We start from the raw sequence: 21,844 nt of genomic DNA on the forward strand, positions 1-21,844 counted from the left end.
TCCTTGTCGCCCTTACATTTCAAGAAAGTTTTTAATCAGTTGTGCACCGGCCTTACTGGATCGTTCCGGATGGAACTGGACCCCGTAATAATTGCCGCTTTGCACTGCCGCAGTGAACGGCTGGCCATATTCGCAACGGGCAATTGTGCGCCCTCCCGGTTGCTCAAACACTGGCATGGCGTAGCTGTGCACGAAGTAAAAGTAGCTGCCATCCGGAATGTCTTTAAACAGCGGGTGGTCGGCTTTCGGGGAAATCGTATTCCAGCCCATGTGCGGCAACGGCAACGCACCGGTTTCCATTTTTCTGACCGGGGCTTCACACAGCCCCAGACATGGCACCAGCTCTTTGCCGTTCTGGCCTTGTTCTTCAGACATTTCTCCCAGCAGTTGCATCCCGAGGCAAATGCCCAGCAGCGGCTTGTCGACTTGTTTGACCAGCTCGATCAAATCACGCTCGCGCAGGTTTTTCATGGCTTCGCTGGCTGTTCCCACTCCGGGAAGAAACAGTTTGTCGGCAGCAAGCACGACGTCAGGATCTTTGCTGACAGTGACGGTATAACCGAGGCGTTCAATGGCAAAGCGCACTGATGACACATTGGCACATCCGGTATCAATAATGACGACTTGTTGGTTTTTCCCTGTCATTACAGCACTCCTTTGCTGCTGGGCAGCTCATTACCTTCCACCCGACTGGCCTGGCGCAGAGTACGGCCAAATGCTTTAAACAGGCTCTCCACAATGTGGTGGTCGTTATTGCCTTCCGACGACAGGTGCAGGGTGCAGGCCAGCGTATCGGTCAGCGAGCGGAAAAAGTGGGATACCATTTCCGTGGACAGATCGCCGACTTTATCGCGGCTGAAGGTTGCTTCGAATTTCAGGTACGGTCGGCCGGATAAGTCCAACGCGCATTGTGCCAGACACTCATCCATCGGCAGGCTGAAGCCAAAGCGACCAATCCCGCGTTTGTCGCCCAGTGCTTTTTTCAGCGCTTCACCCAATGCCAGTGCGGTATCTTCCACGCTGTGGTGATCGTCAATGTGCAGGTCACCTTCGACATTCAGCTCGAGACGGAATCCCCCGTGAGTCGCAATCTGATCCAGCATGTGATCAAAGAACCCCATCCCGGTGGAGATCTGGTTGCCGCCGGTCTCATCCAGATTCACCTTAACCCGGATATCGGTTTCTTTGGTTGTGCGAACGACCTCGGCGATGCGCGGTTGTGTTGTGAGATCTTTGACGATCTGCTGCCAGCCCATGGTTTGTGGGTGGTACTGAATACCTCGCACTGCCATATTTTCAGCCAGTTGCAGGTCAGTCTGACGATCGCCAATCACGGCAGAGTGAGCAAAGTCGACCCGACCTTGCTGCAGGTAGGTTTTCACCAGCCCCAGCTTAGGTTTACGACAACTGCAATTATCCGCTTCAAAGTGAGGGCATATCAGAACATCGTCAAACCGGATACCCTGTGATTCGAAAATCGCCATCATCATGTTGTGTGGCGCATCGAAGTCAGCTTGCGGGTAGCTGTCAGTCCCTAGGCCGTCCTGATTGGTGACCATCACCAGTTTGTATCCGGCCTCCTGTAGCTTCAGCAAAGCCGGGATCACGAAAGGTTCAAGGGCCAGCTTGTCCAGCCGATCAACCTGAAAATCAATGGGCGGTTCGACGATGAGGGTGCCGTCGCGGTCGATAAATAAGATTTTTTCCTTGCTCACAGTGCTGTCCTTACTGAATTAATTCTGTTCTAGCTGTTTCCGGATAAATGCCAGGGTTTTCTCACACTCATCCCGGTTGCCGATACTGATGCGGATACAGTTTTTAATCGGCGAACGACGCAAAATAATGCCGTGCTCCCACAGGGCGTTAAACAGGCTGTCGGCATCCGGGAACTTGACCAGCAGGTAGTTGCCGTATCCTTCATAGACGGTAACGCCGCTTAGCATGCTCAGTCCAGCTTGCAGGTACGCGCGGTTGGCGCTTAAATCCAGAACCTGGAATTTGGTTTTGGCGCGACCCGCCGGGGAGAGCGCTTGCACTGCAATGTCCGTGACCGGCACCGGCACCGGGTAAGGCGCGATGACTTTTAGCAGCAGCTGAATGACATCCGGGTTCGCCAGGGTGAAACCACAGCGCAGTCCGGCCAGAGCAAAGGCTTTGGAGAGGGTGCGCAGAATGACCAGATTTGGGTATTGATCCAGCAGGTTCGCCATGGTCGCTTCCGGGCAGAAATCGATATAGGCTTCGTCGACCACGACCAGGGCTTTACCGGCCGTTTTATCCAGCAACGCTTCGAGATCATTGCGGTTAAGCAGGTTGCCGGTCGGGTTATTCGGGCTGCAGGCGAAAACCAGCTTCACCCCATCCAGGTTGGCCGTGATGGCTGGCATATCGAGTTGCCAGTCGGCTGTCAGTGGCACCACTTTGCGCTCAATATCGAAAGTTTCGGCACTGATGGCGTACATCCCGTAGGTTGGCGGGCAGTACAGAATGCTGTCTTTGTTCGGCTCACAAAAAGTGCGGATCAGTAGCTCAATCCCTTCATCAGCCCCGCGTGAAGTCAGTACCTGATCGGCACGGACGCCTGCGTAATCCGCATAAGCTTCAATCAGTTCAACCGGTTGGCAGGTGCTGTAGCGGTTGAGGCGAGCGCACTGGATGTTGTACTCATTTGCAAATGGGGACTCGTTGGCATTGAGCCAGATGTCTCCGCTTCCGCCCAGGCGCCGGGCTGACTGATAGGGTGTCAGCTCACGTACTGTTTTTCGCGCCAGTTGTTCAATACTCATAATTAGCCTCGTTATTTAATGCGTTGTGATTGGGCGGTTAGTTTTTCGACCCGAATTGTAACGGCTCGTTTGTGGGCATCCAGTCCTTCCGCTTCAGCAATAGTGACGACGGTCGGGGCTAACTCAGCCAGTCCTTCGGCAGTGAGCTCCTGCACCGTCATGCGTTTGCTGAAATCAGCCAGTCCCAGGCTGGAATAGGTTCGGGTATAGCCATAGGTTGGCAATACGTGGTTCGTACCTGAAGCATAATCGCCAACCGACTCCGGTGACCAGCTGCCGAGGAAAATAGAACCGGCATTGGTCAGCTGGGAAACCAGCTCACGCGGGTGGCGGGTTTGTACAATCAGGTGCTCCGGACCATAGTGGTTAGAGATAGAGACACATTGCGTCAGACTGTCCGCGACGATAAGGATACTGGAACCCAGAGCCTGACGGGCAATATCGGCACGTGACAGCGCTTTCAGCTGCTTCTGGATAGCATCAGCGGTGCGATCGGCAATGCTCGGATCCGGAGTGACCAGAATAACCTGAGAGTCAGGCCCGTGTTCTGCCTGACTGAGCAGATCCGCGGCGATAAAATCCGGGTCAGCGCTGCTGTCTGCAATCACCAGCACTTCGGACGGACCCGCCGGCATATCAATTGCCGCGCCGCGGAAGTCATTGCTGACTTGCCGTTTGGCTTCAGTTACATAAGCGTTACCCGGGCCGAAAATTTTATCAACCTTGGTGACGGTTCGAGTGCCATAGGCCATGGCCGCGATGGCCTGCGCGCCGCCGACATTATAAATGTCAGTAATACCACACAGTTCAGCCACATACAGAATTTCATCAGCAATGGGCGGCGGCGAGCACAGGACCACCTCCTGACAACCGGCAATTTGAGCCGGTACACCCAGCATCAGTACGGTTGATGGGAGAGGGGCGCTGCCGCCCGGAATGTACAGGCCAACGGACTGAATCGGGCGGGTGATCTGCTCACAGACAACACCCGGTTGGGTTTCCACCCGCAGCGTTGCAGGTTTCTGCGCTTTGTGGAAGGTGGCAATGTTTTTGTAAGCCTGTTTCAGTGCGGCTTTCATGTCATCACTGAGGCGCGATGATGCAGCTTTTACCTCGTCAGCACTGACTTTCAACGAGGCTGGACGAATACCATCAAACTTTTCAGTCAGCTCGAGCAGGGCCTGATCACCGCGCTGGCGGACATCATCGATGACATCGGAAACGGTACGGCTGATGTTGCGGCCATCTGTGATGGCCGGGCGCTCAAGCAGGCTTTCCTGCTGGTTATCGCTCAGAGATTGCCAGACTACAGTTTTCATCGTGTTACTCCATCATCTTTTCAATTGGCAGTACCAGAATGGAGCTGGCGCCCAGCTCTTTGAGGCGTTCCATGGTTTCCCAGAACAGGTTCTCGGCACTGACCAGGTGAATGGCAACCTTGGTTTTGTCTTTTGACAGCGGCATCACGGTCGGGTCTTCAGCACCTGGCAGCAGGTCTTTGATTTGCTCAAGACGGTCGGTTGGAGCGTGCAGCATGATGTACTTCGATTCTTTGGCCTGAATCACCCCTTGCATACGGGTCAGCAGGCGCTCAATCAGTGCCAGCTTGTCGGCGGAGAACTCGCCCTGGCGCTGAATCAGTACGGCTTTTGAGCGCAGAATCACTTCCACTTCTTTCAGGCCATTCGCTTCTAGCGTGGCACCGGTTGATACCAAGTCGCAGATAGCATCGGCCAGACCTGCGCGCGGGGCAACTTCCACGGAGCCGTTTAGCATACAGGCGCTGAATGGCACACCTTGCTTATCCATGTAGCGTTTTACCAACTGCGGATAAGTTGTGGCGATGCGCTTGCCTTTCAGATCCTGCGGCCCTTTATACTCCGCGTCTTTATCAATCGCGATAGACAGGCGGCAGCCGCCAAAGTCCAGGCGACGCAGTTTGACATAATCAGCTGGCTCATTGCGGGCAAGGCGTTCCAGGCTCACTTCTTCCAGCTCGTTTTCGCCAATCACGCCTAAATCAACCACGCCATCCATAATCAGGCCAGGGATATCATCATCGCGAACCAGCAACAGGTCGATTGGCATGTTTTCACAATGTACGACCAGGCGCTCGCCCATCATGTTGAATTTGACGCCGCAGCGTTTGAGCAGCTCCTGACATTCTTTGCTCAGTCGGCCTTTCTTTTGAATTGCAATTCTCAGTCGTTGTGTTTGCATGGTGCTTATCCCTGTACTTTTTTGAATCCGAAAACGAAAAAACCCTCGGAAGAATGCTCTTCCGAGGGTCCATGAATAGGGTAGTATCGCTGACCGCTGGAAGAGAGTTTTGCGTCTTCCAGAGCGAGGCGTATCCTCCTGAAAGACTAGTCAGGATGATGATGGTGATGTAGAGAAACCATTTGGATACGCATAATTATATACTCTGTTTAAATCTTTATTAACGCTGTGCTTAGCAATCACACTAACCAAGCTGAGGATGTTTTGCAATAGCAATTTTACGGAAAAATGAAATTTTCTGGCGGAAGGTTAATGAGTGGTAATTTTTCCTAATGGGCGAGAAAAGCTAAACCAGCTTGCCTGCAGTACATGAACATGCAGTAAAACTAATATATTTACATTCAATTACAGTGGGTTAATCGCATTTTTGATTGTAGGGTGACTGAGGCCACATCCAGTTAAAAATAGACCTGCGTTGCAGACGGGTAACATATTTGGTTGCGTAATGCGCCAGATGGATGCAAATGTCTCAGTCAGAGTAAACGTCCTTATCCATCCAAAGAAGAGGATTAGCCTGACGGTTTTATGCATAAGAGGGCTGCTGGTACAGAATGCAAGACAGCGGCGGCATCCGAGTCAACCGAACCGTGGTGAACTGTAAGGCGGGCAGTCACACAGCTCCCGGCGAATGCTCGCCGAGAGTAATAAAGCGGAAGGCGGATTAGCCGCAGCATTTCTTGAATTTTTTGCCGCTTCCACAAGGACACGGGTCGTTGCGACCCACTTTGTCACTCACCACAGGTGCAGCTTTTGGCTCAGTGGCAGGTTCATGTTGTTGCGGGTAATCACCGTCTATGTAGAACCACTGCTGCTGGCTCATGTTGCTGGCGCTTTGTACGTCTTCACGTAAAAAACGAGAGCGCTCATGCAGGCAGTACTCATCCTGTCCATCACGATAGAAGGCCTGAAACTCAACAAAGCCTTCGCCGGAATCGGCAATTTCACTGTGTAGTACATCCAACCCCAGCCAGGTTGTATTTACTGACTCAGCAATGGCCTCTCGGTGTTGCTCAGCTTCACAGCTTGGGTGATAGGTGGCAACGACAAAATCAACCAGGCCAAGGACATGGGCGCTGTAGCGGGCACGCATGAGTTGCTCAGGATGCTCTGCCAGACAGGCATTTTCATGGATAGGGTGGCAGCATTCCCGAAGCGGACGCTGGCTGCCACAAGGGCACGCTTTATCTAGTGGATACATTAATTTTTCGGCATGTTCTGTTCAAAGTCAGCCGACCATTTTAATGACTCCATATAGCGCTCTGCAACGATTGATTCATCGAGCCCCAGTAACTGACATAAACGCTGCACCTGAGGCCAGTTGGCCTCATCATATGCTTTGACCAGACGTAATACCCCACCCAGATGACCCTGCTGTTTGATCAGGGCCTGATGTACCTGGGCGGGCAACGGCAGTTGTTCAACCAGCACTTCGATAGGCTGATCCAAGATGGAATCCAGCAACGAAAACAGCCCTGTCAGAAATGCCTGATTTTTATCAATCTGGCCAGGGAAGTTCATACTGAGCCTTTCACAGAACCAGGCCCGTTGTAATGAAAGATGGTAGAGCGACATTGGCTTATCTTCCATGACATGCGCAGTAGCCACGAATGTGATGAAATGCCGCAGCTTTTCTTCGCCCAGATAGACCAGCGCCTGCTTGAACGACGAGATCGGCTTCGCGCGGGTGTAAGTCATACAATTCACGTGGTGCAACAGCTTGTATGACAAGGAAACATCAGAGGCAATGATCCGTTCGACTTTGTCAAAATCCACCACGGGTTGGCTGATTTCACTAAACAGCCGTAAGGTGGTCAGGGCGTAAGGATTCAGGGTTTTACGCTGGACCATTTCCGGGCGACTGAAAAAGAAGCCCTGAAAGAGATCAAATCCGGCCTGCTTGGCAGCCTGATATTCGTCATAGGTTTCTACTTTTTCTGCCAGGAACAGCAGCTTGCTGCCTTGCTCACGATGGCGTCGAATAAAGAAACCGGCTTTGGCTATTGGGGTGGCACGAATATCAAATTTGATGATATGGACAAACGGCAGAAAGCGGTTCCATTCTGCTGTCGGAATGAAGTCATCCAGAGCAAGAGTGTAGCCTTTCTGATGCAGTTCCTGAATGGCAAGCAGGAGATCGTCATTTGGTTCGCAGCTTTCCAGCACTTCAATAATGAAGCTGCGCTTTGGGAAAATCAGCGGTGTGCGTTTGATCAGGCTGCTCTGAGGAAAGTTGATAAACGCAATTTTTCCGGCGGTGACTTCACTGGTCCCGGCACTCAGAAAATTATCTGTCAGTAAGCGATGGGTTGCCTGTTCATCTCCGACATCAGGGAAACAGTTTTGAGGGCCATCCCGAAACAATAGTTCGTAGCCGATGGTTTCCTTGTTTCGGTTGAGTACAGGCTGTCTTGCAAGATACGAATTCATGGATACGGCAAAAGGCTTTAAGTCGTGATTTATTCTAGGTGTTGCCGGGCAGGCTTATGATTATATCGGCCCATCGTGTCACGGCGTAGTAGTATGACAAAAATTAAGCTGTATAAACAGCGTTTCCTATAAAGCCAGCACTTGCTGATCTCAGGCATGGAAATACCTCTCATCTTAATAGATAATCCCCGCCTTTTTGTAATTATATGTGTAACTCATGACGGTATTCACAGTCATACAAGCTGGATTGCTTGTAGGTGGATGTATTTTTGTGGTCATGCTTTTAAAGTCATGGCGCAAAAACAAAAAGCAGGAAGCACATACCAAAATTCTCCCAATTGGCCTCATCGGAGGCTTTGCCAATTTCTGCGATACCCTCGGGGTCGGTAGTTTTGCTATCAAGACCGTCGGTTATAAGCAGTTTAACCTCATTGACGATCAGTTGCTGCCCGGCACCATGAATTGTCAGGCGGTGATGGCAACGGTGGTTCAGTCTCTGATTTTTCTTACCGCGGTTGATGTCGACCCGATGACGCTGGTGACGCTCGTGCTGGCGGCGTGTTTCGGGGCGACGATGGGCTCAAGGTTGGTTTCCGGCTGGGATCGCCAGATCATTCGCATCGTCATGTGTGGCGCTCTGATGGTAGTAGCCGGAATGATGCTGGCTGGCCAGCTTGAGCTGTTTCCGTTAGGCGGCACGGCTCTGGGGCTGTCGGGCTGGAAACTGGCGGTGGCCGCGATTGGTAACTTTCTTTTCGGTGCGCTGATGACAGTAGGCATTGGTTTGTATGCACCCTGCATGACCATGGTTTATCTGCTGGGCATGCATCCGCTGGCAGCTTTTCCTATCATGATGTGCTCATGTGCATTTTTGAGCTTCTTCGCGGCTGGTGGCTTTATCCGAAACAACCGAATCAACAGTCGTGCTGCGCTGGTGGTGGCAATTACCGGTCCGATCGGGGTGGTGATTGCCGCTTACATGGTGAAGTCTTTGGATCTGCAATTGCTGGCCTGGTTGGTGATTGGGGTGGTGATGTATACCTCTTTCACTATGTACCGTTCCTGGGCGAGTGAAAAATTCGGCGCAACGGCATCTCCAGCGACCTCGTCGGTAAAGAAAGAGAACGCAGCGGTGCAGACTGCCCGTGCGGAGGAGCTCGGTTAGTAAGAGCTTGGTTTGTAAAAGCCAGAGGTATCAGTTGTCTGCTTGGCTGAAAAGGCACGAATAGACGGAATATCTTTGAGTTACAGGCTACCAGGTCTGTCACCGTACATATCGCCATGCCACAAGAAATAAAAGGTACGCATTTGCGTACCTTTTATTTTTCAATCAGTAGCTTGGTATTCACCGCGTGCTTGTTCACCGTGAGACTGAGTGCTGTGTATCGGTTTGCCGTGACTCTGTTGGTTGGCCGTATTGCGTAAATGCGGTTAAGCCGGAGTGCTCAGCGTGGCGAGTTCTGCCGGAAAGTCCCGGGTTTCAAGTTCACAGCCTTCCGGCGTGCAAACCAGCACGGAGCCATGATCATACCAATCCCCCAGCACAATTCGCTGGGCAGGTTGCCCCTGTACCAGAATGTCATGAACATCGGGACGGTGGGTATGGCCGTGAATCATCTGCCTGACCTGATACTGGTTCATGGCTTTGAGCACTTCAGTGGGGGTGACATCCATGATCGCCTGGCTTTTCATCTGGTTCGACTGGCTGCTGCCACTTCGCATCTTATGGCCAATTTGCTGGCGGTAGCGCAACGGCAGGCGGAAAAACAACCACTGAATAAAGCGGTTATGGACTTTCTTACGATAGCGCTGATACCCCTCATCCAGGGTGCACAAGGTATCACCGTGCAGGATCAGCGTCGGGGTACCGTACAGGTCAATCACTGAGTGTTCCGGCAGTAATGTTACCCCAGTTTCTTCACTGAACCGGCGCCCGATCAGAAAATCCCGGTTGCCGTGAATGAAATAACAGGGAACTCCGCTGTCGGTCAGTGCGCGGAAAGCCTGTTTCACCTGCTGGTGGAAGGGCGATTCATCGTCGTCACCAATCCACATTTCAAACAGATCGCCAAGCACATACAGCGCATCAATACCGCGGGCCTCCTGCGCCATAAAACGCAGAAAACAGGCAGTAATATCGGGCCGTTCAGCACTGAGATGAAGGTCGGAAATAAAAAGTGTTGTCATAAATAAAGGAAGGCAGGGCGGCATAAGGCCGCCCTGAATGAAGAATTACTCTTCGATGGTTACGCCGTTGATAGCGACTTCTTCAACCGGTACGTCCTGGTGAACATAGCCCCAGTTACCTGTTGCAACAGCTTTGATCTTGTTAACAACGTCCATACCTTCAACCACTTCACCGAATACACAGTAACCCCAGCCGTCTGGTGTTTCTGATTTGAAATCCAGGAATTTGTTGTCGTTCACGTTGATGAAGAACTGAGAACTTGCAGAGTGCGGCTCCATAGTACGTGCCATTGCAATGGTACCGACTTTGTTGCTCAGACCGTTGTTTGCTTCGTTCTTGATAGGTGCACGCGTTTCTTTCTCAACCATGCCTGACGCCATACCGCCGCCCTGGATCATGAAACCGTCGATCACGCGGTGGAACAGCGTACCGTCGTAAAAACCGTCACGGCAGTACTGCAGGAAGTTGGCACTTGTTTCTGGCGCTTTTTCCGCGTTCAGTTGGATTTTGATGTCACCAAAAGTAGTGTGAAGCGTTACCATGAGCTTGTCCTTTAATGGATATCTATTGCTTTAAACGTTGGATTGTAACTTACTCGTCTAACGCGTCAATAATATTGGCGGCGGATAACGAGCCGGGCTGTCATTTGTAGAGAAAGCCTGCATTTTCACGGTATGTTGACTGTACAGTCCGGATTGCCTGACTGCTGAAAGCAGAAAGAGTTGGCTTTAACTATAGAAGAGGATAGTGGCATTGGCATGACAGGGCTGGCCAGCAAAAGCACTGTATGTGCCGCAGATCGCATCAGACAGCAGGATTGCCGGGCAGAGTCAGGCAGATACGCAATTTTCCTTGCCTTAGCCTGCCATTAGAGGTGTAATTACTCCTTCATATTGTAACCCCACCAAATGAGTAGCAAAGAGACATGTTGAAGATCTATAACTCACTGACTAGACAGAAAGAGGAATTCAAACCCATCCAGCCTGGCAAAGTAGGCATGTATGTCTGTGGGGTTACCATTTACGATCTGTGTCACATCGGTCATGGCCGTACTTTCGTTTCGTTTGATGTGGTTTCCCGCTACCTGCGCTACCTGGGCTATGACCTGACGTTTGTTCGTAATATCACTGATATTGACGATAAAATCATTAAACGTGCGGCAGAAAACGGCGAAAGCTGTGATTCACTGACCGAGCGTTTGATCGGCGAAATGTACGCTGATTTCGATGCGCTGGGCATGAAGCGTCCTGACATTGAGCCGCGTGCGACGGCTTACATTGCTGAAATCATCACAATGTGTGAGCGTCTGATTGAACGTGGTTTTGCCTATGTGGCCGACAATGGCGATGTAATGTTCGAAGTCAACAAGTTTGACGAATACGGTAAGCTGTCGAAGCAGGATCTGGATCAGCTGCAGGCCGGTGCCCGTGTTGATATCGAAACGGCAAAACGCAGCCCGCTGGATTTCGTTCTGTGGAAAATGTCTAAGCCGGGTGAGCCGACATGGGAATCACCATGGGGCCCAGGTCGTCCGGGCTGGCACATTGAGTGTTCGGCAATGAACTCGGCGATCCTCGGTGATCACTTTGACATCCACGGTGGTGGTTCTGACCTGCAGTTCCCGCACCACGAAAATGAAATTGCACAATCTTGCTGTGCGACGGGCTCTAAGTATGTAAATACCTGGATGCACAGTGGCATGGTGATGGTTGATCGCGAGAAGATGTCTAAATCGCTGGGTAACTTCTTCACTATCCGTGACGTACTGGCCCACTATGATGCTGAAACAGTACGTTACTTCCTGATGTCTGGCCATTACCGCAGCCAGCTGAACTACAGTGAAGATAACCTGAAGCAAGCCCGTTCAGCGCTTGAGCGTCTGTATACCGCGCTACGTGGTTTGGATGCTGCTGCAGAAGCTAACGGTGGTGAGGAGTTCGTGATCCGCTTTAAAGAAGCGATGAATGATGACTTCAACACGCCGGAAGCCTACTCTGTACTGTTTGACATGGCCCGTGAAATCAATCGCCTGAAAGGCGAAGATGAAGCGGCGGCCGCTGGTCTTGCGGCACGCATGCGTGAGTTGGCTGATGTGCTGGGCCTGCTGAGTCAGGAGCCGGAAGCCTTCCTGCAAGGTGGCGCAGGTCAGGATGAAGATGTGGCGGAAATTGAAGCACTGATTCAGCAGCGTCTGGATGCACGTGCAGCAAAAGACTGGGCTGCTGCTGATGAAGCGCGTGACAAGCTCGCGGCAATGGGCATCATCCTGGAAGACGGCCCACAGGGAACAACCTGGCGTCGTAAGTAAATTCCGGGTTGCGATTATCCCGATTGCAACGATTCGGATTCCAATTGAAAAACCGGTGTATATGCACCGGTTTTTTTATTGTCAATTTTGGCAATACATATCACATTGATAATAAAATAATTTCGAAATCGCGCATTATGATCACATTTAGAAAGTGAAATATTAGTTTAATGTTCGTAAGTCATTATCATCAGCCTCGGTAATTCGCTGGATTTGGGCGGAAGAGAACACCGCTCACCAAACGGGATGATAATAATGAAGAAAACCATACTTACTGCGCTGATTGGCGCGACTATCCTCAGTACCCCCGCACTGGCTCAGGCTGACTCAGATAAAATCGTTGTTGCACACCGCGGCGCTTCCGGTTACCTGCCTGAACATACTCTGCCGGCTAAAGCGTTGGCATATGCGATGAAGCCGGATTACATCGAGCAGGATGTGGTCATGACTAAAGATGACCAACTGGTTGTATTACATGATCATTACCTGGATCGGGTCACCAATGTGGCAGAGGTTTTTCCTGACCGCGCACGCAAAGATGGCCGTTACTATGCAATTGACTTTACACTGGCTGAGATTAAACAGCTCAGTGTGACAGAAGGTTTCGATATTAAAGATGGGAAGCAGGTTCAGGGATTCCCTGAGCGTTACCCAATGTGGAAATCGGATTTTAAAGTGCCGACGCTGCAGGAAGAAATTGAGATGATTCAGGGGCTAAACAAAACCCTGGGTTACGACATCGGTATCTATCCGGAAATCAAAGCGCCGTGGTTCCACCGCCATGAAGGGAAAGATATCAGTCTGGCAGTGCTGAACGTGTTGAAGCAATACGGTTACACCAGCAAAGACAGTAAGGTATACCTGCAAACTTTTGATTTTGATGAGCTGAAACGCATTCATGACCAACTGATGCCAAAACTGGGTATGGATGTGAAATTGGTTCAGCTGATGGCTTACACCGACTGGAATGAGACCATGGTGTATGATCAGAAAGGCCAGGCGGCACCCTATAACTACGACTGGATGTTTAAAAAAGGCGGAATGGAAACGGTCGCCAAGTATGCTGATGGCATTGGTCCGTGGAAACCGATGGTTGTTTCTGACGAGTCAACCAAAGGAAACATCAAGCTGACAGGGCTGGTAAAAGCAGCACATGCGCAGGGAATGCAGGTGCATCCTTACACTTTCCGCAGCGATATGGGACGTATTCCGGCCTATGCCAATGACTTCAATGACATGTTGAACATTTTCTACAATACCGCAGATGTTGATGGCGTGTTCACCGATTTTCCGGATAAAGCAGTAAACTTCCTGGCGACGGAAAAGCACTAATCACGAGCGCTACATCCTCGGGCTTTTTGCCAATACCGAGCGTTTATCAAAAAAATAGCGGCCTGTAAGCCGCTATTTTTTTATCTGTATTCTTTTAACTTAGCTTTTCTTCGATTCGGCCACATGGACTAACCCACGTAGGGCGCGCTCGGCTTCCCGAGGACTTACAGATGTTCGGGTAACTCAGTGCCGCATTTGCGGCAGTAGCGCGCATCGGTTTCATGGCCGCTGACGGAGCAGTTGGTGCACCGGATTAAATCCCGCTGGGTGCGCAATTCCTGACTCAGCTCGGCAGTGATGATCCCGGTCGGCACCGCCAGAATGGAGTAACCCAATAGCATGGTAAAGGCGGCCAGCGCTTTGCCGATTTCCGTCTGTGGCACAATATCGCCATAACCCACCGTAGTAATTGTCACGATAGCCCAGTAAATACTGATCGGAATACTGGTAAATCCGTTGTTCGGCCCTTCAACGACAAACATCAGTGAACCGAGTACTGTGACCAGAATGGCTACCGTGCTGAAAAAGACAAAGATTTTACGCTGCGCCATCAGCAGTGAACGCAGCAGGATATTAGAATCTTTCAGGAAGCGGGCCAGTTTCAGGATCCGGAAAATACGCATGACCCTGATCAGGCGGACAATGAGCAGGTAGTGTGAGCCCGGGAAAAGGAAGGCCAGGTAGCTTGGCAGCACCGCTATCAAATCGACGATGCCATAAAAGCTTTTGGCATAAGCCCAGGGTTTGGGCGAACAATACAGACGCACACCATATTCAATGGTAAACAGCAGGGTAAAGACCCATTCCAGAATAAACAGCGCTTCCCCGTAGCGGGTGTTGATTGACCCCACGGTTGAGAGGATAAGCACCAGCTCAGAACAAATGATGGTAACGATTAAGGCGATATCAAAATACTGACCGGCTTTAGTCTGGGTACCGAAAATCACCTCATACAGGGTGTCTTTTAAGCGGGGAGAGTCCACTGGCTTACTTTCCTTTTTCTTTGGCCATTACTTTTTGAGGCATGCTTTGGGAGCATTGCTTTTTAATATTTATATTTTCGCTTTCGCACAAGGATATCGGGGATTGCTGAGGGAAACAATGTAAGCGCAGATGCTTAGTCTGGTGTGCGGATAATCCATGTAATCTATAAAGAAAAGGGCAGCCTTAGCTACCCTGGTTTTCTTTGAAATCTTTATTTCTTTCTTTGATGACGGGAAGCGGATCAAGCCAAACCTGGTAGCAGAACCCGCAATCCGTTGACAATAAACTCGATACCCAGTGCGCCCAGAATCAAACCCATGATACGGGTGATAACGTTGATCCCCGTTTGTCCCAGGAAGCGGACAATGATTGGGGCGGCGCGAAACAGCAGCCAACAGCAGAAAGCAAAAAAGGCGATTGTCACAACAATCCCCAATGTGGTGCCAAGCGAGGGATAGCGTGAGCCATAGACGATGGTGGAGCTGATCGCACCAGGCCCGGCCATCAATGGCATCGCCAGCGGGACGACGCCGACTTGCTCACGACTGATTGATTCCGATTTCTCCTGTTTATTCTGCTTATCCTCACCCAGCTTACCGCTCATCATCGAGAAAGCGATGGTCAGCAGCAGCAGACCGCCGGCCACCCGGAACGAGTCGAGGGAGATGCTGAATAAATCCAGCAGAAGCTGACCGGCCAGCAGTGACACTGTGAGGATCACGGCAACGGCCACGTTAGCGGTGATAGCGGTTTTGTTCCGTTCTTCCGGCGTCATATGTCCGGTCAGCGAAACGAAAACAGGCATGATTCCAATGGGGTTTACAGCGGCGATAAGGCCGATGAAAAATTGCAAAAATATAGCAAGTTCTATAGATGGCATTGTGTTGTAGTGGTTCTTGTCGTCGTTGATACAGGATAGTGCATCTCAACAAATGATCCGGCTGAGACCGAACGGCAAGGGAAATGGGGCACAATTTACTGGCGCCATTTTCCCCTGAAAAGTCCCCGAAGTCGCAGTAGATATGATCAAGTAGGGCTGTTGATTGGTGATACTTTAAGCCAAAAGTCCGTTGTCCAACAATAAAATTCGCTGTCACTCCAAAACCCAAAAAGTAATTTATGAAGTTCTTGTTGCTTACCTGTAAAAAGGCTTCGTTATGGCTTACCCTTTAGTGGGATAGCGCTGTGCTACAGAACGGTATCCGACGTTGATTTGAACATCGGTTTTTTGTGTGATCTCGGTCGAGTTTATTACGCTATTTTACAAAATGTGTAGGATTATTACGTAAATTCAGAGGGTCGCTAAAGAACGATTTGTGCATTTGAATGCGTATTGCTGTCTTTCTTCATCTCGAAGTAATGATAATAACCATTTGATTTGTATTGATATTAAATTGAGAGTATCAAATTGTAACTATAAATAGGTGCAAATGATCTAAATCAATTTTTTTCGAGGTGTGAAAGAATATAATCAGTTTCGAAAGCGGTTTACTAAGCGTGTGTGTTACCAATTTGTTTGAGCGGGATGTTCGTAAGGTAACAATAAGGATGTAAGACGTATCCTTACTAAAAAGTTTTCAATATTAAGTTAGGAGTTAACTATGCCTGTAACTAATATGGCTGAATTGGATGCAATGATTGCACGTGTTAAAGCAGCTCAGAAAGAGTTTGCGACTTTCTCTCAGGAGCAAGTTGATAAAATCTTCCGTGCAGCCTCTCTTGCGGCCAACAACGCGCGTATCCCACTAGCTCAACAAGCCGTAGCAGAATCCGGTATGGGTATTGTTGAAGACAAGGTGATCAAAAACCACTTTGCTTCTGAATTTATCTACAACAAATACAAAGACGAAAAAACCTGTGGCATCCTGGAAGAGGATGACAACCTGGGTACTATCACTATCGCCGAACCTGTCGGTATCATCTGTGGTATCGTTCCGACCACTAACCCAACTTCTACTGCTATTTTCAAATCGCTGATTGCCCTGAAAACCCGTAACGCAATCATCTTCTCACCACACCCACGTGCAAAAGAATCGACAAACGCTGCAGCGAAACTGGTTCTGGATGCAGCAATCGCGGCTGGCGCGCCAAAAGACATTATTGGTTGGATTGATCAGCCATCAGTGGAATTGTCTAACGCGCTGATGAAGCACGATGACATTAACCTTATCCTGGCGACTGGTGGCCCGGGCATGGTTAAAGCGGCTTATTCTTCAGGTAAACCTGCTATTGGTGTAGGTGCGGGTAACGTACCAGTTGTTATCGACGAAACCGCTGATATCAAGCGTGCTGTTGCTTCGGTTCTGATGTCTAAAACATTCGACAACGGTGTGGTGTGTGCCTCTGAGCAGGCCGTTATCGTGGTTGATAAAGTATACGATGAAGTGAAAGAGCGTTTTGCTTCTCACAAAGGCTATGTACTGAGTCGAGCAGATGCAGACAAAGTTCGTAAAGTGCTGCTGATTGACGGCAACCTGAATGCGCAAATCGTTGGCCAGCCAGCAACGAAAATTGCTGAAATGGCGGGTGTGAAAGTGCCTGCGGATACGAAAGTACTGATCGGTGAAGGCTTGGACAAAGTGTCTTATGACGACGCATTTGCTCATGAAAAACTGTCTCCAACCCTGGGTATGTTCCGTGCGACCGACTTCGAAGATGCGGTGGCTCAGGCTGTGACTATGGTTGAAATCGGTGGTATCGGTCACACATCTGGCCTGTACACTAACCAGGACACTAACCAGGATCGTATCAAATACTTCGGCGACAAGCTGAAAACAGCGCGTATCCTGATTAACATCCCAACCACGCATGGTGGTATCGGTGACCTGTACAACTTCAATGTTGCGCCTTCGCTGACTCTGGGTTGTGGTTCTTGGGGCGGTAACTCAATTTCTGAGAACGTCGGTCCTAAACACCTGATCAACAAGAAAACAGTAGCGAAGCGAGCTGAGAATATGTTGTGGCACAAACTTCCAAAATCTATCTACTTCCGCCGTGGTAGTCTGCCAATCGCACTGGGTGACCTGGCTGGTAAGAAACGTGCATTCCTGGTAACTGACCGCTTCCTGTTCAACAACGGTTATGCCGATGACGTGGTTCAGCTGCTGAAAGCACAAGGTATGGAAGTGCAGACTTTCTTCGACGTGGAAGCGGATCCAACGCTGTCTGTGGTTGAGAAAGGTGCTGAAGCGATGAAGAGCTTCCAGCCTGACGTTATCCTGGCTCTGGGCGGTGGTTCACCAATGGATGCTGCGAAGATCATGTGGGTAATGTACGAGCATCCGAATACACACTTCGAAGAACTGGCAATGCGCTTTATGGATATACGTAAACGTATCTACAAGTTCCCGAAAATGGGTGAAAAAGCTGAGCTGGTTTGTATCACTACCACATCAGGTACAGGTTCAGAAGTGACACCGTTTGCTGTTGTTACCGACGACAAAACAGGTGCAAAATACCCACTGGCTGACTACGAACTGACACCAAACATGGCAATTGTTGATGCGAACCTGGTGATGAACATGCCTAAATCGCTGACAGCCTTTGGTGGTTACGATGCCGTTACGCACGCTCTGGAAGCCTATGTATCTGTATTGGCGAACGAGTACTCTGACGGTCAGGCTCTGCAAGCGCTGAAGATGCTGAAAGAGTACCTGCCATCTAGCTACGCAAATGGTGCGAAAGACCCGATTGCCCGTGAAAAAGTGCACAATGCGGCAACTATCGCTGGTATCGCGTTTGCCAACGCCTTCCTGGGTGTTTGTCACTCAATGGCACACAAAATTGGTGCTGAGTTCCACCTGCCGCACGGTCTGGCGAATGCCCTGCTGATTTCTAACGTGGTACGTTACAACGCTAACGACAACCCAACGAAACAGACGGCGTTCTCTCAGTACGACCGTCCTCAAGCGCGCCGTCGTTATGCGGAAGTGGCTGACCATCTGGGTCTGTCTCAGCCGGGTGACCGTACAGCACAGAAAATTGAGCGTCTGCTGGGTTGGATGGATGAGCTGAAAGTGAACCTGGAAATCCCAATGTCAATTCAGGCTGCGGGTGTTCCAGAGTCAGACTTCCTGGCGAAACTGGACGAACTGGCTGTAGAAGCATTCGATGACCAGTGTACTGGTGCGAACCCTCGTTACCCACTGATCAGCGAGCTGAAAGATGTACTGGTCGCGTCTTACTACGGTAAAGCTTATGTAGAAGGTGAAACTTTCGAAGGCACTACTGTTATCAAGAAAAAAGCAGACCAGAAACCTGCTACAGCAAAAAAAGCGAAAGCTGAAGCCTAATCACTGTTTTCGCTAGCGCACAACATTAACGTTCAGCCCGCCGTTTTGGCGGGCTTTTTTTATCTGCGTGTTTCTGGCCATTTACTCGCCTCAAGAAAGAATCGACTGGCACCGCTGTGCCACTAAGAGAAATATCCTTCAGATACAGATACAGATACAGATACAGATACAGATACAGATACAGATACAGATACAGATACAGCTACACAAATAGAAAAAAATAGGCACCCCACAAACAGAAAACCAGCCCGTAGGCTGGTTTGGTGTATGTCTCTGAGCTGATTCAGTGGGTGTTTCTCTGAAATTCACTGCTGATGCACGTTAATTTGCTGCACCTTCAGCTAACTTCGGCCTCAATCATTCGGCCATTGAAATAGTCATTGGCAACAATGTATTCCGCGCTGCGAACAATTTCATACTGGAGCGGCAGGCTGATGACATTCTGGGATTGGTTACGGCACGGGCAGTCAATGGTCAGTGGCACAACGCCTCCCACCCGAATATTAAACTCTGCCAGCTCTTTGGCCCAACTAAGGGTGAGTCCCGAAACCATGGCTTTTGAGCCAGAGTGGATCGCTGTGTGCGCACAGTTAGTATCGGCTGCCAGATTGATGATCACCCCCCGGCAACTCTGAGCGCACATATAGCGCGCCGCCATCTTGCCGAAAATAAAGAAAGGGGTCATGGATTTGATCAGCGTTTGGCTGAATTGATCAACGGAGCTGGGACCGAGTAACGAGGGCAGTTCTGCTCCTAACCAGCAATTCACCAGCACATCGATTTTGCCAAAATGGTGATGGACATTGTCGATAATCTCAGCAACATGTTGTTCATCGTCATATTGGGTCAGAAAGGATTGGCTGTGCGCCCCGACGGCTCGACATGCCGATAAAGTCTGCTGTAGCGACTGAGGGTGGCTGTCCACCAGAGCAAGCATCGCCCCCAAAGAAGCGAAATGCAGGGAAAGGGCTTTCCCCAAAGGGCTGCCGGCGGCGGTGACGAGTATGACTGATTGAGCAATATTCATGGCTCTTCCTCTCGTTCAGGTGACTGCAAACGGTCTCCGGTTTCCCTTCACCGTGTCGGAGGGATGGGCAGGCATCTGGTTCACTCGTGGCCTGACGCATCGTCCTACAGCCTGTTGTTCAATCAATAACCCAACATTACAGGCAGGGATCAAACAGGATCCTGAAGCCCAACCGTGCATGTCTGTTATTGAATGTTAGCGAACAGCCGACATCGTGCCGCATCGAAATGACAAAGCTATGAAGATGGTCACGAAAAATATCGGGTGTCCTTCGCGGGAAGAATTGTAGTGTGATCTGTTGCGGTAAAATCAAGCAGATACCGTGAAATGATGGCTCATTTCTGCGAAACGTTTGGCTTGAACCAGAGACAAATACAGGTCTTGAGGTGACGCTTTCAAGGCAACGTCTTCTTTAGGTGGCAGCATCCGGCGTTCATGGCCGGACAGATTATGGTACAGCTCTTCCGGCATGCCTTTGGTGCCAGTTGGCGGGTACGTCAGGGCTGTGGGGGATAATCCGCTGAGCAAGCGTACGTCAGCCATCCCGCCATCATGAAAAGCTTGCGCTTGTCGGGCACTGTTTTCATAGCAAGATTCGCTGGCTGAAAGCGGTCGGGGCGGCTGCAGCTCAAAGTATGCCCGGAGATCCCCTTCGGTTTGTTCCGTTGCCGGCAGGGTATCAACCGGTACGGTTTCCAGGCGATCCGGAGACAACATTGCCAGCATAAGCGCAAAATCAGCACGACGACCTGTCTCAACCGCCTGGTTGAGCTGGCTGCCGAGCTGAACTTCGTTTATCAGCTGTGCTTTGTCTAATGTATGGATTTGCATGGAAGCCTGACCGAACCTACCGGGAACTGATGTTCTGATGCGAGCATTGCGACAAGTCGAAAAGCTCGCTGATGTTCAGGGTATCGGTCAGGTGACAGATAACTTTAGAAAATTTTCGCGTAATCAGCCAAGTGCGTTGATGGCGTTGGTTATACGGCGCAATGCTTCATCCAGTGTTTCCGTGCGGCAGGCAAAATTGAGCCGGACAAAGCCCGGGTGACCAAAGTCCGCTCCCGGAGATAGTCCGACACCGGCTTGCTCAAAAAATTTGTGCGGTGACGGAACTGGCAGAGCCGTTGCATCAATCCAGGCGAGATAGGTGGCTTCAATCGGATGCAGTTTCAGGTATGGCAGGGCATTGATTGCAGCCTCCAGCTTGGCCTTATGGCCGCGCAGAAACGCCAGTTGTTGCTCCAGCCAGGGTTCACCTTGGGTATAAGCAGCCTCGGCGGCTGTGTATGCCAGTACATTGACATCCGGGACAATGCCCGCACGGGTTCGGAGAAAGGCTTTGCGCAATGCCGGATTCGGGATGATCGCCATTGACGCGCCCAGACCGGCGATGTTGAACGTTTTGCTGGGTGCAATCAGTGTCACCGAACGTTGTGCCGCGCTGTCGTTCAGGCTGGCAAACGGAGTGTGTCGGCAGCCGGGCTCCAGCAGCAGATCGCAGTGAATCTCATCGGAACATACCAGCAGGTCATGTTGTTCGGCAAAGGCCAGCACCTGCTCCAGCTCCTCTTTTCGGTATACGGTTCCCCCCGGGTTGAGCGGGTTACAGAACAGCAGCAGGCGCGATGCCGGAGTAACGTGACTGGGCGTCAGTTGCATCAGCCAGCGCTGTTTATCCAACGTCACCGGCAGGGTGGCTAACTCCCGTTGTGCCAGTTTGGCGGATGACTTAAACGGTGGATAAATGGGGGTTGGGCAGACCACGGCTTGTTCCGGGGTCGTCAGTGCCCGAACGGCCAGATTGATGCCGCACACCAGCCCCGGCAGGTACACAATCCACTCCGGCTGTATTTCCCACTGGTAAAGATGCTTCATGCGTTCAATCAGCGCGGCAGTGAGGCTTTCGGGTGCGCTGCCGTAGCCAAAGATACCGTGATCAACATGCTGGTGGAGAGCATTGATAATGGCATCCGGCGCGCGGAAATCGCTGTCAGCAACCCACATTGGCAGAATGTCCTGACCTTTGTATTTATTCCATTTGATACTGTTGCTCTGGGTACGGTCAATGTGCAGGTCAAATAACGGGTCGTTCGCCATGGCAGACATCCTTGTTGAGTGAATGGGGGCGGAGCAAGTGATTTAGTTTCAGGTGGTTCAGTATATGGCTACATGGCTCAAAACGGGGTCTGCCCAGAGTGTTCAAGTCACACGCTGTGA

18 protein-coding genes and 1 other annotated feature are annotated in these 21,844 nt (G+C 50.6%); of the genes, 4 read left to right on the plus strand and 14 right to left on the minus strand.

Annotation, left to right across the window (positions count from 1 at the left end):
• Positions 1-12 precede the first annotated feature (12 nt).
• The 7 genes from hisH to C9I92_RS11460 all read right to left on the minus strand — a co-directional run bounded on the left by hisH (position 13) and on the right by C9I92_RS11460 (position 7,493).
• A complete protein-coding gene (gene hisH / locus C9I92_RS11430; RefSeq protein ID WP_047883253.1) occupies positions 13-645 on the minus strand; it encodes an imidazole glycerol phosphate synthase subunit HisH in 633 nt (210 codons plus the stop codon).
• Positions 645-1,715 (minus strand): bifunctional histidinol-phosphatase/imidazoleglycerol-phosphate dehydratase HisB, encoded by a 1,071-nt coding sequence (gene hisB / locus C9I92_RS11435; protein WP_047883254.1) that lies wholly within the window; start codon positions 1,713-1,715, stop codon positions 645-647. The genes hisH and hisB overlap by 1 nt, the downstream gene beginning before the upstream one ends.
• Positions 1,716-1,733: 18 nt before the next feature.
• Positions 1,734-2,786: a histidinol-phosphate transaminase gene (hisC, locus tag C9I92_RS11440; RefSeq protein ID WP_047883255.1), complete on the minus strand. Its 1,053-nt coding sequence runs from the start codon at positions 2,784-2,786 to the stop codon at positions 1,734-1,736.
• Between the two features lie 11 nt (positions 2,787-2,797).
• Positions 2,798-4,105, minus strand: a complete 1,308-nt coding sequence (gene hisD, locus C9I92_RS11445) for a histidinol dehydrogenase (RefSeq protein ID WP_047883256.1) — start codon at positions 4,103-4,105, stop codon at positions 2,798-2,800.
• 4 nt (positions 4,106-4,109) lie between these two features.
• Entirely contained in the window at positions 4,110-5,006 is an 897-nt protein-coding gene (hisG, locus tag C9I92_RS11450) for an ATP phosphoribosyltransferase (protein ID WP_047883257.1), read from the minus strand.
• A gap of 33 nt (positions 5,007-5,039) precedes the next feature.
• Positions 5,040-5,177, minus strand: a sequence feature (His leader region).
• Positions 5,178-5,727: 550 nt separating this feature from the next.
• Entirely contained in the window at positions 5,728-6,264 is a 537-nt protein-coding gene (locus tag C9I92_RS11455; protein ID WP_053061692.1) for a YchJ family metal-binding protein, read from the minus strand.
• The gene (locus C9I92_RS11460; RefSeq protein ID WP_047883259.1) at positions 6,264-7,493 is read right to left on the minus strand and encodes an EAL and HDOD domain-containing protein; all 1,230 of its coding nucleotides are present in this window, start codon (positions 7,491-7,493) and stop codon (positions 6,264-6,266) included. The genes C9I92_RS11455 and C9I92_RS11460 overlap by 1 nt, the downstream gene beginning before the upstream one ends.
• Positions 7,494-7,710: 217 nt before the next feature.
• On the opposite strand from C9I92_RS11460, the gene C9I92_RS11465 reads away from it, so the two are divergent.
• Positions 7,711-8,658: a sulfite exporter TauE/SafE family protein gene (locus C9I92_RS11465; RefSeq protein ID WP_084712418.1), complete on the plus strand. Its 948-nt coding sequence runs from the start codon at positions 7,711-7,713 to the stop codon at positions 8,656-8,658.
• 266 nt (positions 8,659-8,924) lie between these two features.
• Here the strand turns inward: C9I92_RS11465 and lpxH are convergent, their stop codons facing one another.
• Both lpxH and C9I92_RS11475 read right to left on the minus strand, forming a co-directional pair.
• Entirely contained in the window at positions 8,925-9,680 is a 756-nt protein-coding gene (lpxH, locus tag C9I92_RS11470; protein WP_047883260.1) for a UDP-2,3-diacylglucosamine diphosphatase, read from the minus strand.
• 45 nt (positions 9,681-9,725) lie between these two features.
• The gene (locus C9I92_RS11475; RefSeq protein ID WP_047883261.1) at positions 9,726-10,223 is read right to left on the minus strand and encodes a peptidylprolyl isomerase; all 498 of its coding nucleotides are present in this window, start codon (positions 10,221-10,223) and stop codon (positions 9,726-9,728) included.
• A gap of 383 nt (positions 10,224-10,606) precedes the next feature.
• Between C9I92_RS11475 and cysS the strand changes: the two genes are divergently transcribed.
• Positions 10,607-11,989 (plus strand): cysteine--tRNA ligase, encoded by a 1,383-nt coding sequence (gene cysS / locus C9I92_RS11480; protein WP_047883262.1) that lies wholly within the window; start codon positions 10,607-10,609, stop codon positions 11,987-11,989.
• 255 nt (positions 11,990-12,244) lie between these two features.
• Complete coding sequence (glpQ, locus tag C9I92_RS11485) at positions 12,245-13,321, plus strand: glycerophosphodiester phosphodiesterase (RefSeq protein WP_084712419.1); 1,077 nt, start codon at positions 12,245-12,247, stop codon at positions 13,319-13,321.
• A gap of 164 nt (positions 13,322-13,485) precedes the next feature.
• Here glpQ and C9I92_RS11490 read toward each other — a convergent pair whose 3' ends face one another.
• On the minus strand, positions 13,486-14,304 hold the full coding sequence (locus C9I92_RS11490; RefSeq protein WP_047883264.1) for an ion transporter: 819 nt from the start codon (positions 14,302-14,304) through the stop codon (positions 13,486-13,488).
• Between the two features lie 242 nt (positions 14,305-14,546).
• The gene (locus C9I92_RS11495) at positions 14,547-15,185 is read right to left on the minus strand and encodes a YchE family NAAT transporter (RefSeq protein ID WP_047883265.1); all 639 of its coding nucleotides are present in this window, start codon (positions 15,183-15,185) and stop codon (positions 14,547-14,549) included.
• A gap of 721 nt (positions 15,186-15,906) precedes the next feature.
• On the opposite strand from C9I92_RS11495, the gene adhE reads away from it, so the two are divergent.
• The gene (gene adhE / locus C9I92_RS11500) at positions 15,907-18,597 is read left to right on the plus strand and encodes a bifunctional acetaldehyde-CoA/alcohol dehydrogenase (protein ID WP_047883266.1); all 2,691 of its coding nucleotides are present in this window, start codon (positions 15,907-15,909) and stop codon (positions 18,595-18,597) included.
• A 337-nt stretch (positions 18,598-18,934) separates the two neighbouring features.
• Here the strand turns inward: adhE and C9I92_RS11505 are convergent, their stop codons facing one another.
• The 3 genes from C9I92_RS11505 to C9I92_RS11515 form a co-directional block, all read right to left on the minus strand.
• The gene (locus C9I92_RS11505) at positions 18,935-19,624 is read right to left on the minus strand and encodes an SDR family oxidoreductase (protein WP_047883267.1); all 690 of its coding nucleotides are present in this window, start codon (positions 19,622-19,624) and stop codon (positions 18,935-18,937) included.
• A gap of 309 nt (positions 19,625-19,933) precedes the next feature.
• A complete protein-coding gene (locus C9I92_RS11510; protein WP_047883268.1) occupies positions 19,934-20,455 on the minus strand; it encodes a VC2046/SO_2500 family protein in 522 nt (173 codons plus the stop codon).
• A gap of 123 nt (positions 20,456-20,578) precedes the next feature.
• A complete protein-coding gene (locus C9I92_RS11515) occupies positions 20,579-21,724 on the minus strand; it encodes a MalY/PatB family protein (protein WP_107193855.1) in 1,146 nt (381 codons plus the stop codon).
• Positions 21,725-21,844 lie beyond the last annotated feature (120 nt).

Source organism: Photobacterium ganghwense (assembly GCF_003025595.1).
GTDB classification, from domain to species: domain Bacteria; phylum Pseudomonadota; class Gammaproteobacteria; order Enterobacterales; family Vibrionaceae; genus Photobacterium; species Photobacterium ganghwense.

Excerpts from the sequence above, each read along its gene's own strand:
- hisH (WP_047883253.1), bottom strand. The coding sequence starts at position 645 with ATGACAGGGAAAAACCAACAAGTCGTCATTATTGATACCGGATGTGCC.
- hisC (WP_047883255.1), bottom strand. The coding sequence starts at position 2,786 with ATGAGTATTGAACAACTGGCGCGAAAAACAGTACGTGAGCTGACACCC.
- hisD (WP_047883256.1), bottom strand. The coding sequence starts at position 4,105 with ATGAAAACTGTAGTCTGGCAATCTCTGAGCGATAACCAGCAGGAAAGC.
- hisG (WP_047883257.1), bottom strand. The coding sequence starts at position 5,006 with ATGCAAACACAACGACTGAGAATTGCAATTCAAAAGAAAGGCCGACTG.
- C9I92_RS11455 (WP_053061692.1), bottom strand. The coding sequence starts at position 6,264 with ATGTATCCACTAGATAAAGCGTGCCCTTGTGGCAGCCAGCGTCCGCTT.
- C9I92_RS11460 (WP_047883259.1), bottom strand. The coding sequence starts at position 7,493 with ATGAATTCGTATCTTGCAAGACAGCCTGTACTCAACCGAAACAAGGAA.
- C9I92_RS11465 (WP_084712418.1), top strand. The coding sequence starts at position 7,711 with ATGACGGTATTCACAGTCATACAAGCTGGATTGCTTGTAGGTGGATGT.
- lpxH (WP_047883260.1), bottom strand. The coding sequence starts at position 9,680 with ATGACAACACTTTTTATTTCCGACCTTCATCTCAGTGCTGAACGGCCC.
- C9I92_RS11475 (WP_047883261.1), bottom strand. The coding sequence starts at position 10,223 with ATGGTAACGCTTCACACTACTTTTGGTGACATCAAAATCCAACTGAAC.
- cysS (WP_047883262.1), top strand. The coding sequence starts at position 10,607 with ATGTTGAAGATCTATAACTCACTGACTAGACAGAAAGAGGAATTCAAA.
- glpQ (WP_084712419.1), top strand. The coding sequence starts at position 12,245 with ATGAAGAAAACCATACTTACTGCGCTGATTGGCGCGACTATCCTCAGT.
- C9I92_RS11495 (WP_047883265.1), bottom strand. The coding sequence starts at position 15,185 with ATGCCATCTATAGAACTTGCTATATTTTTGCAATTTTTCATCGGCCTT.
- adhE (WP_047883266.1), top strand. The coding sequence starts at position 15,907 with ATGCCTGTAACTAATATGGCTGAATTGGATGCAATGATTGCACGTGTT.
- C9I92_RS11505 (WP_047883267.1), bottom strand. The coding sequence starts at position 19,624 with ATGAATATTGCTCAATCAGTCATACTCGTCACCGCCGCCGGCAGCCCT.
- C9I92_RS11510 (WP_047883268.1), bottom strand. The coding sequence starts at position 20,455 with ATGCAAATCCATACATTAGACAAAGCACAGCTGATAAACGAAGTTCAG.
- C9I92_RS11515 (WP_107193855.1), bottom strand. The coding sequence starts at position 21,724 with ATGGCGAACGACCCGTTATTTGACCTGCACATTGACCGTACCCAGAGC.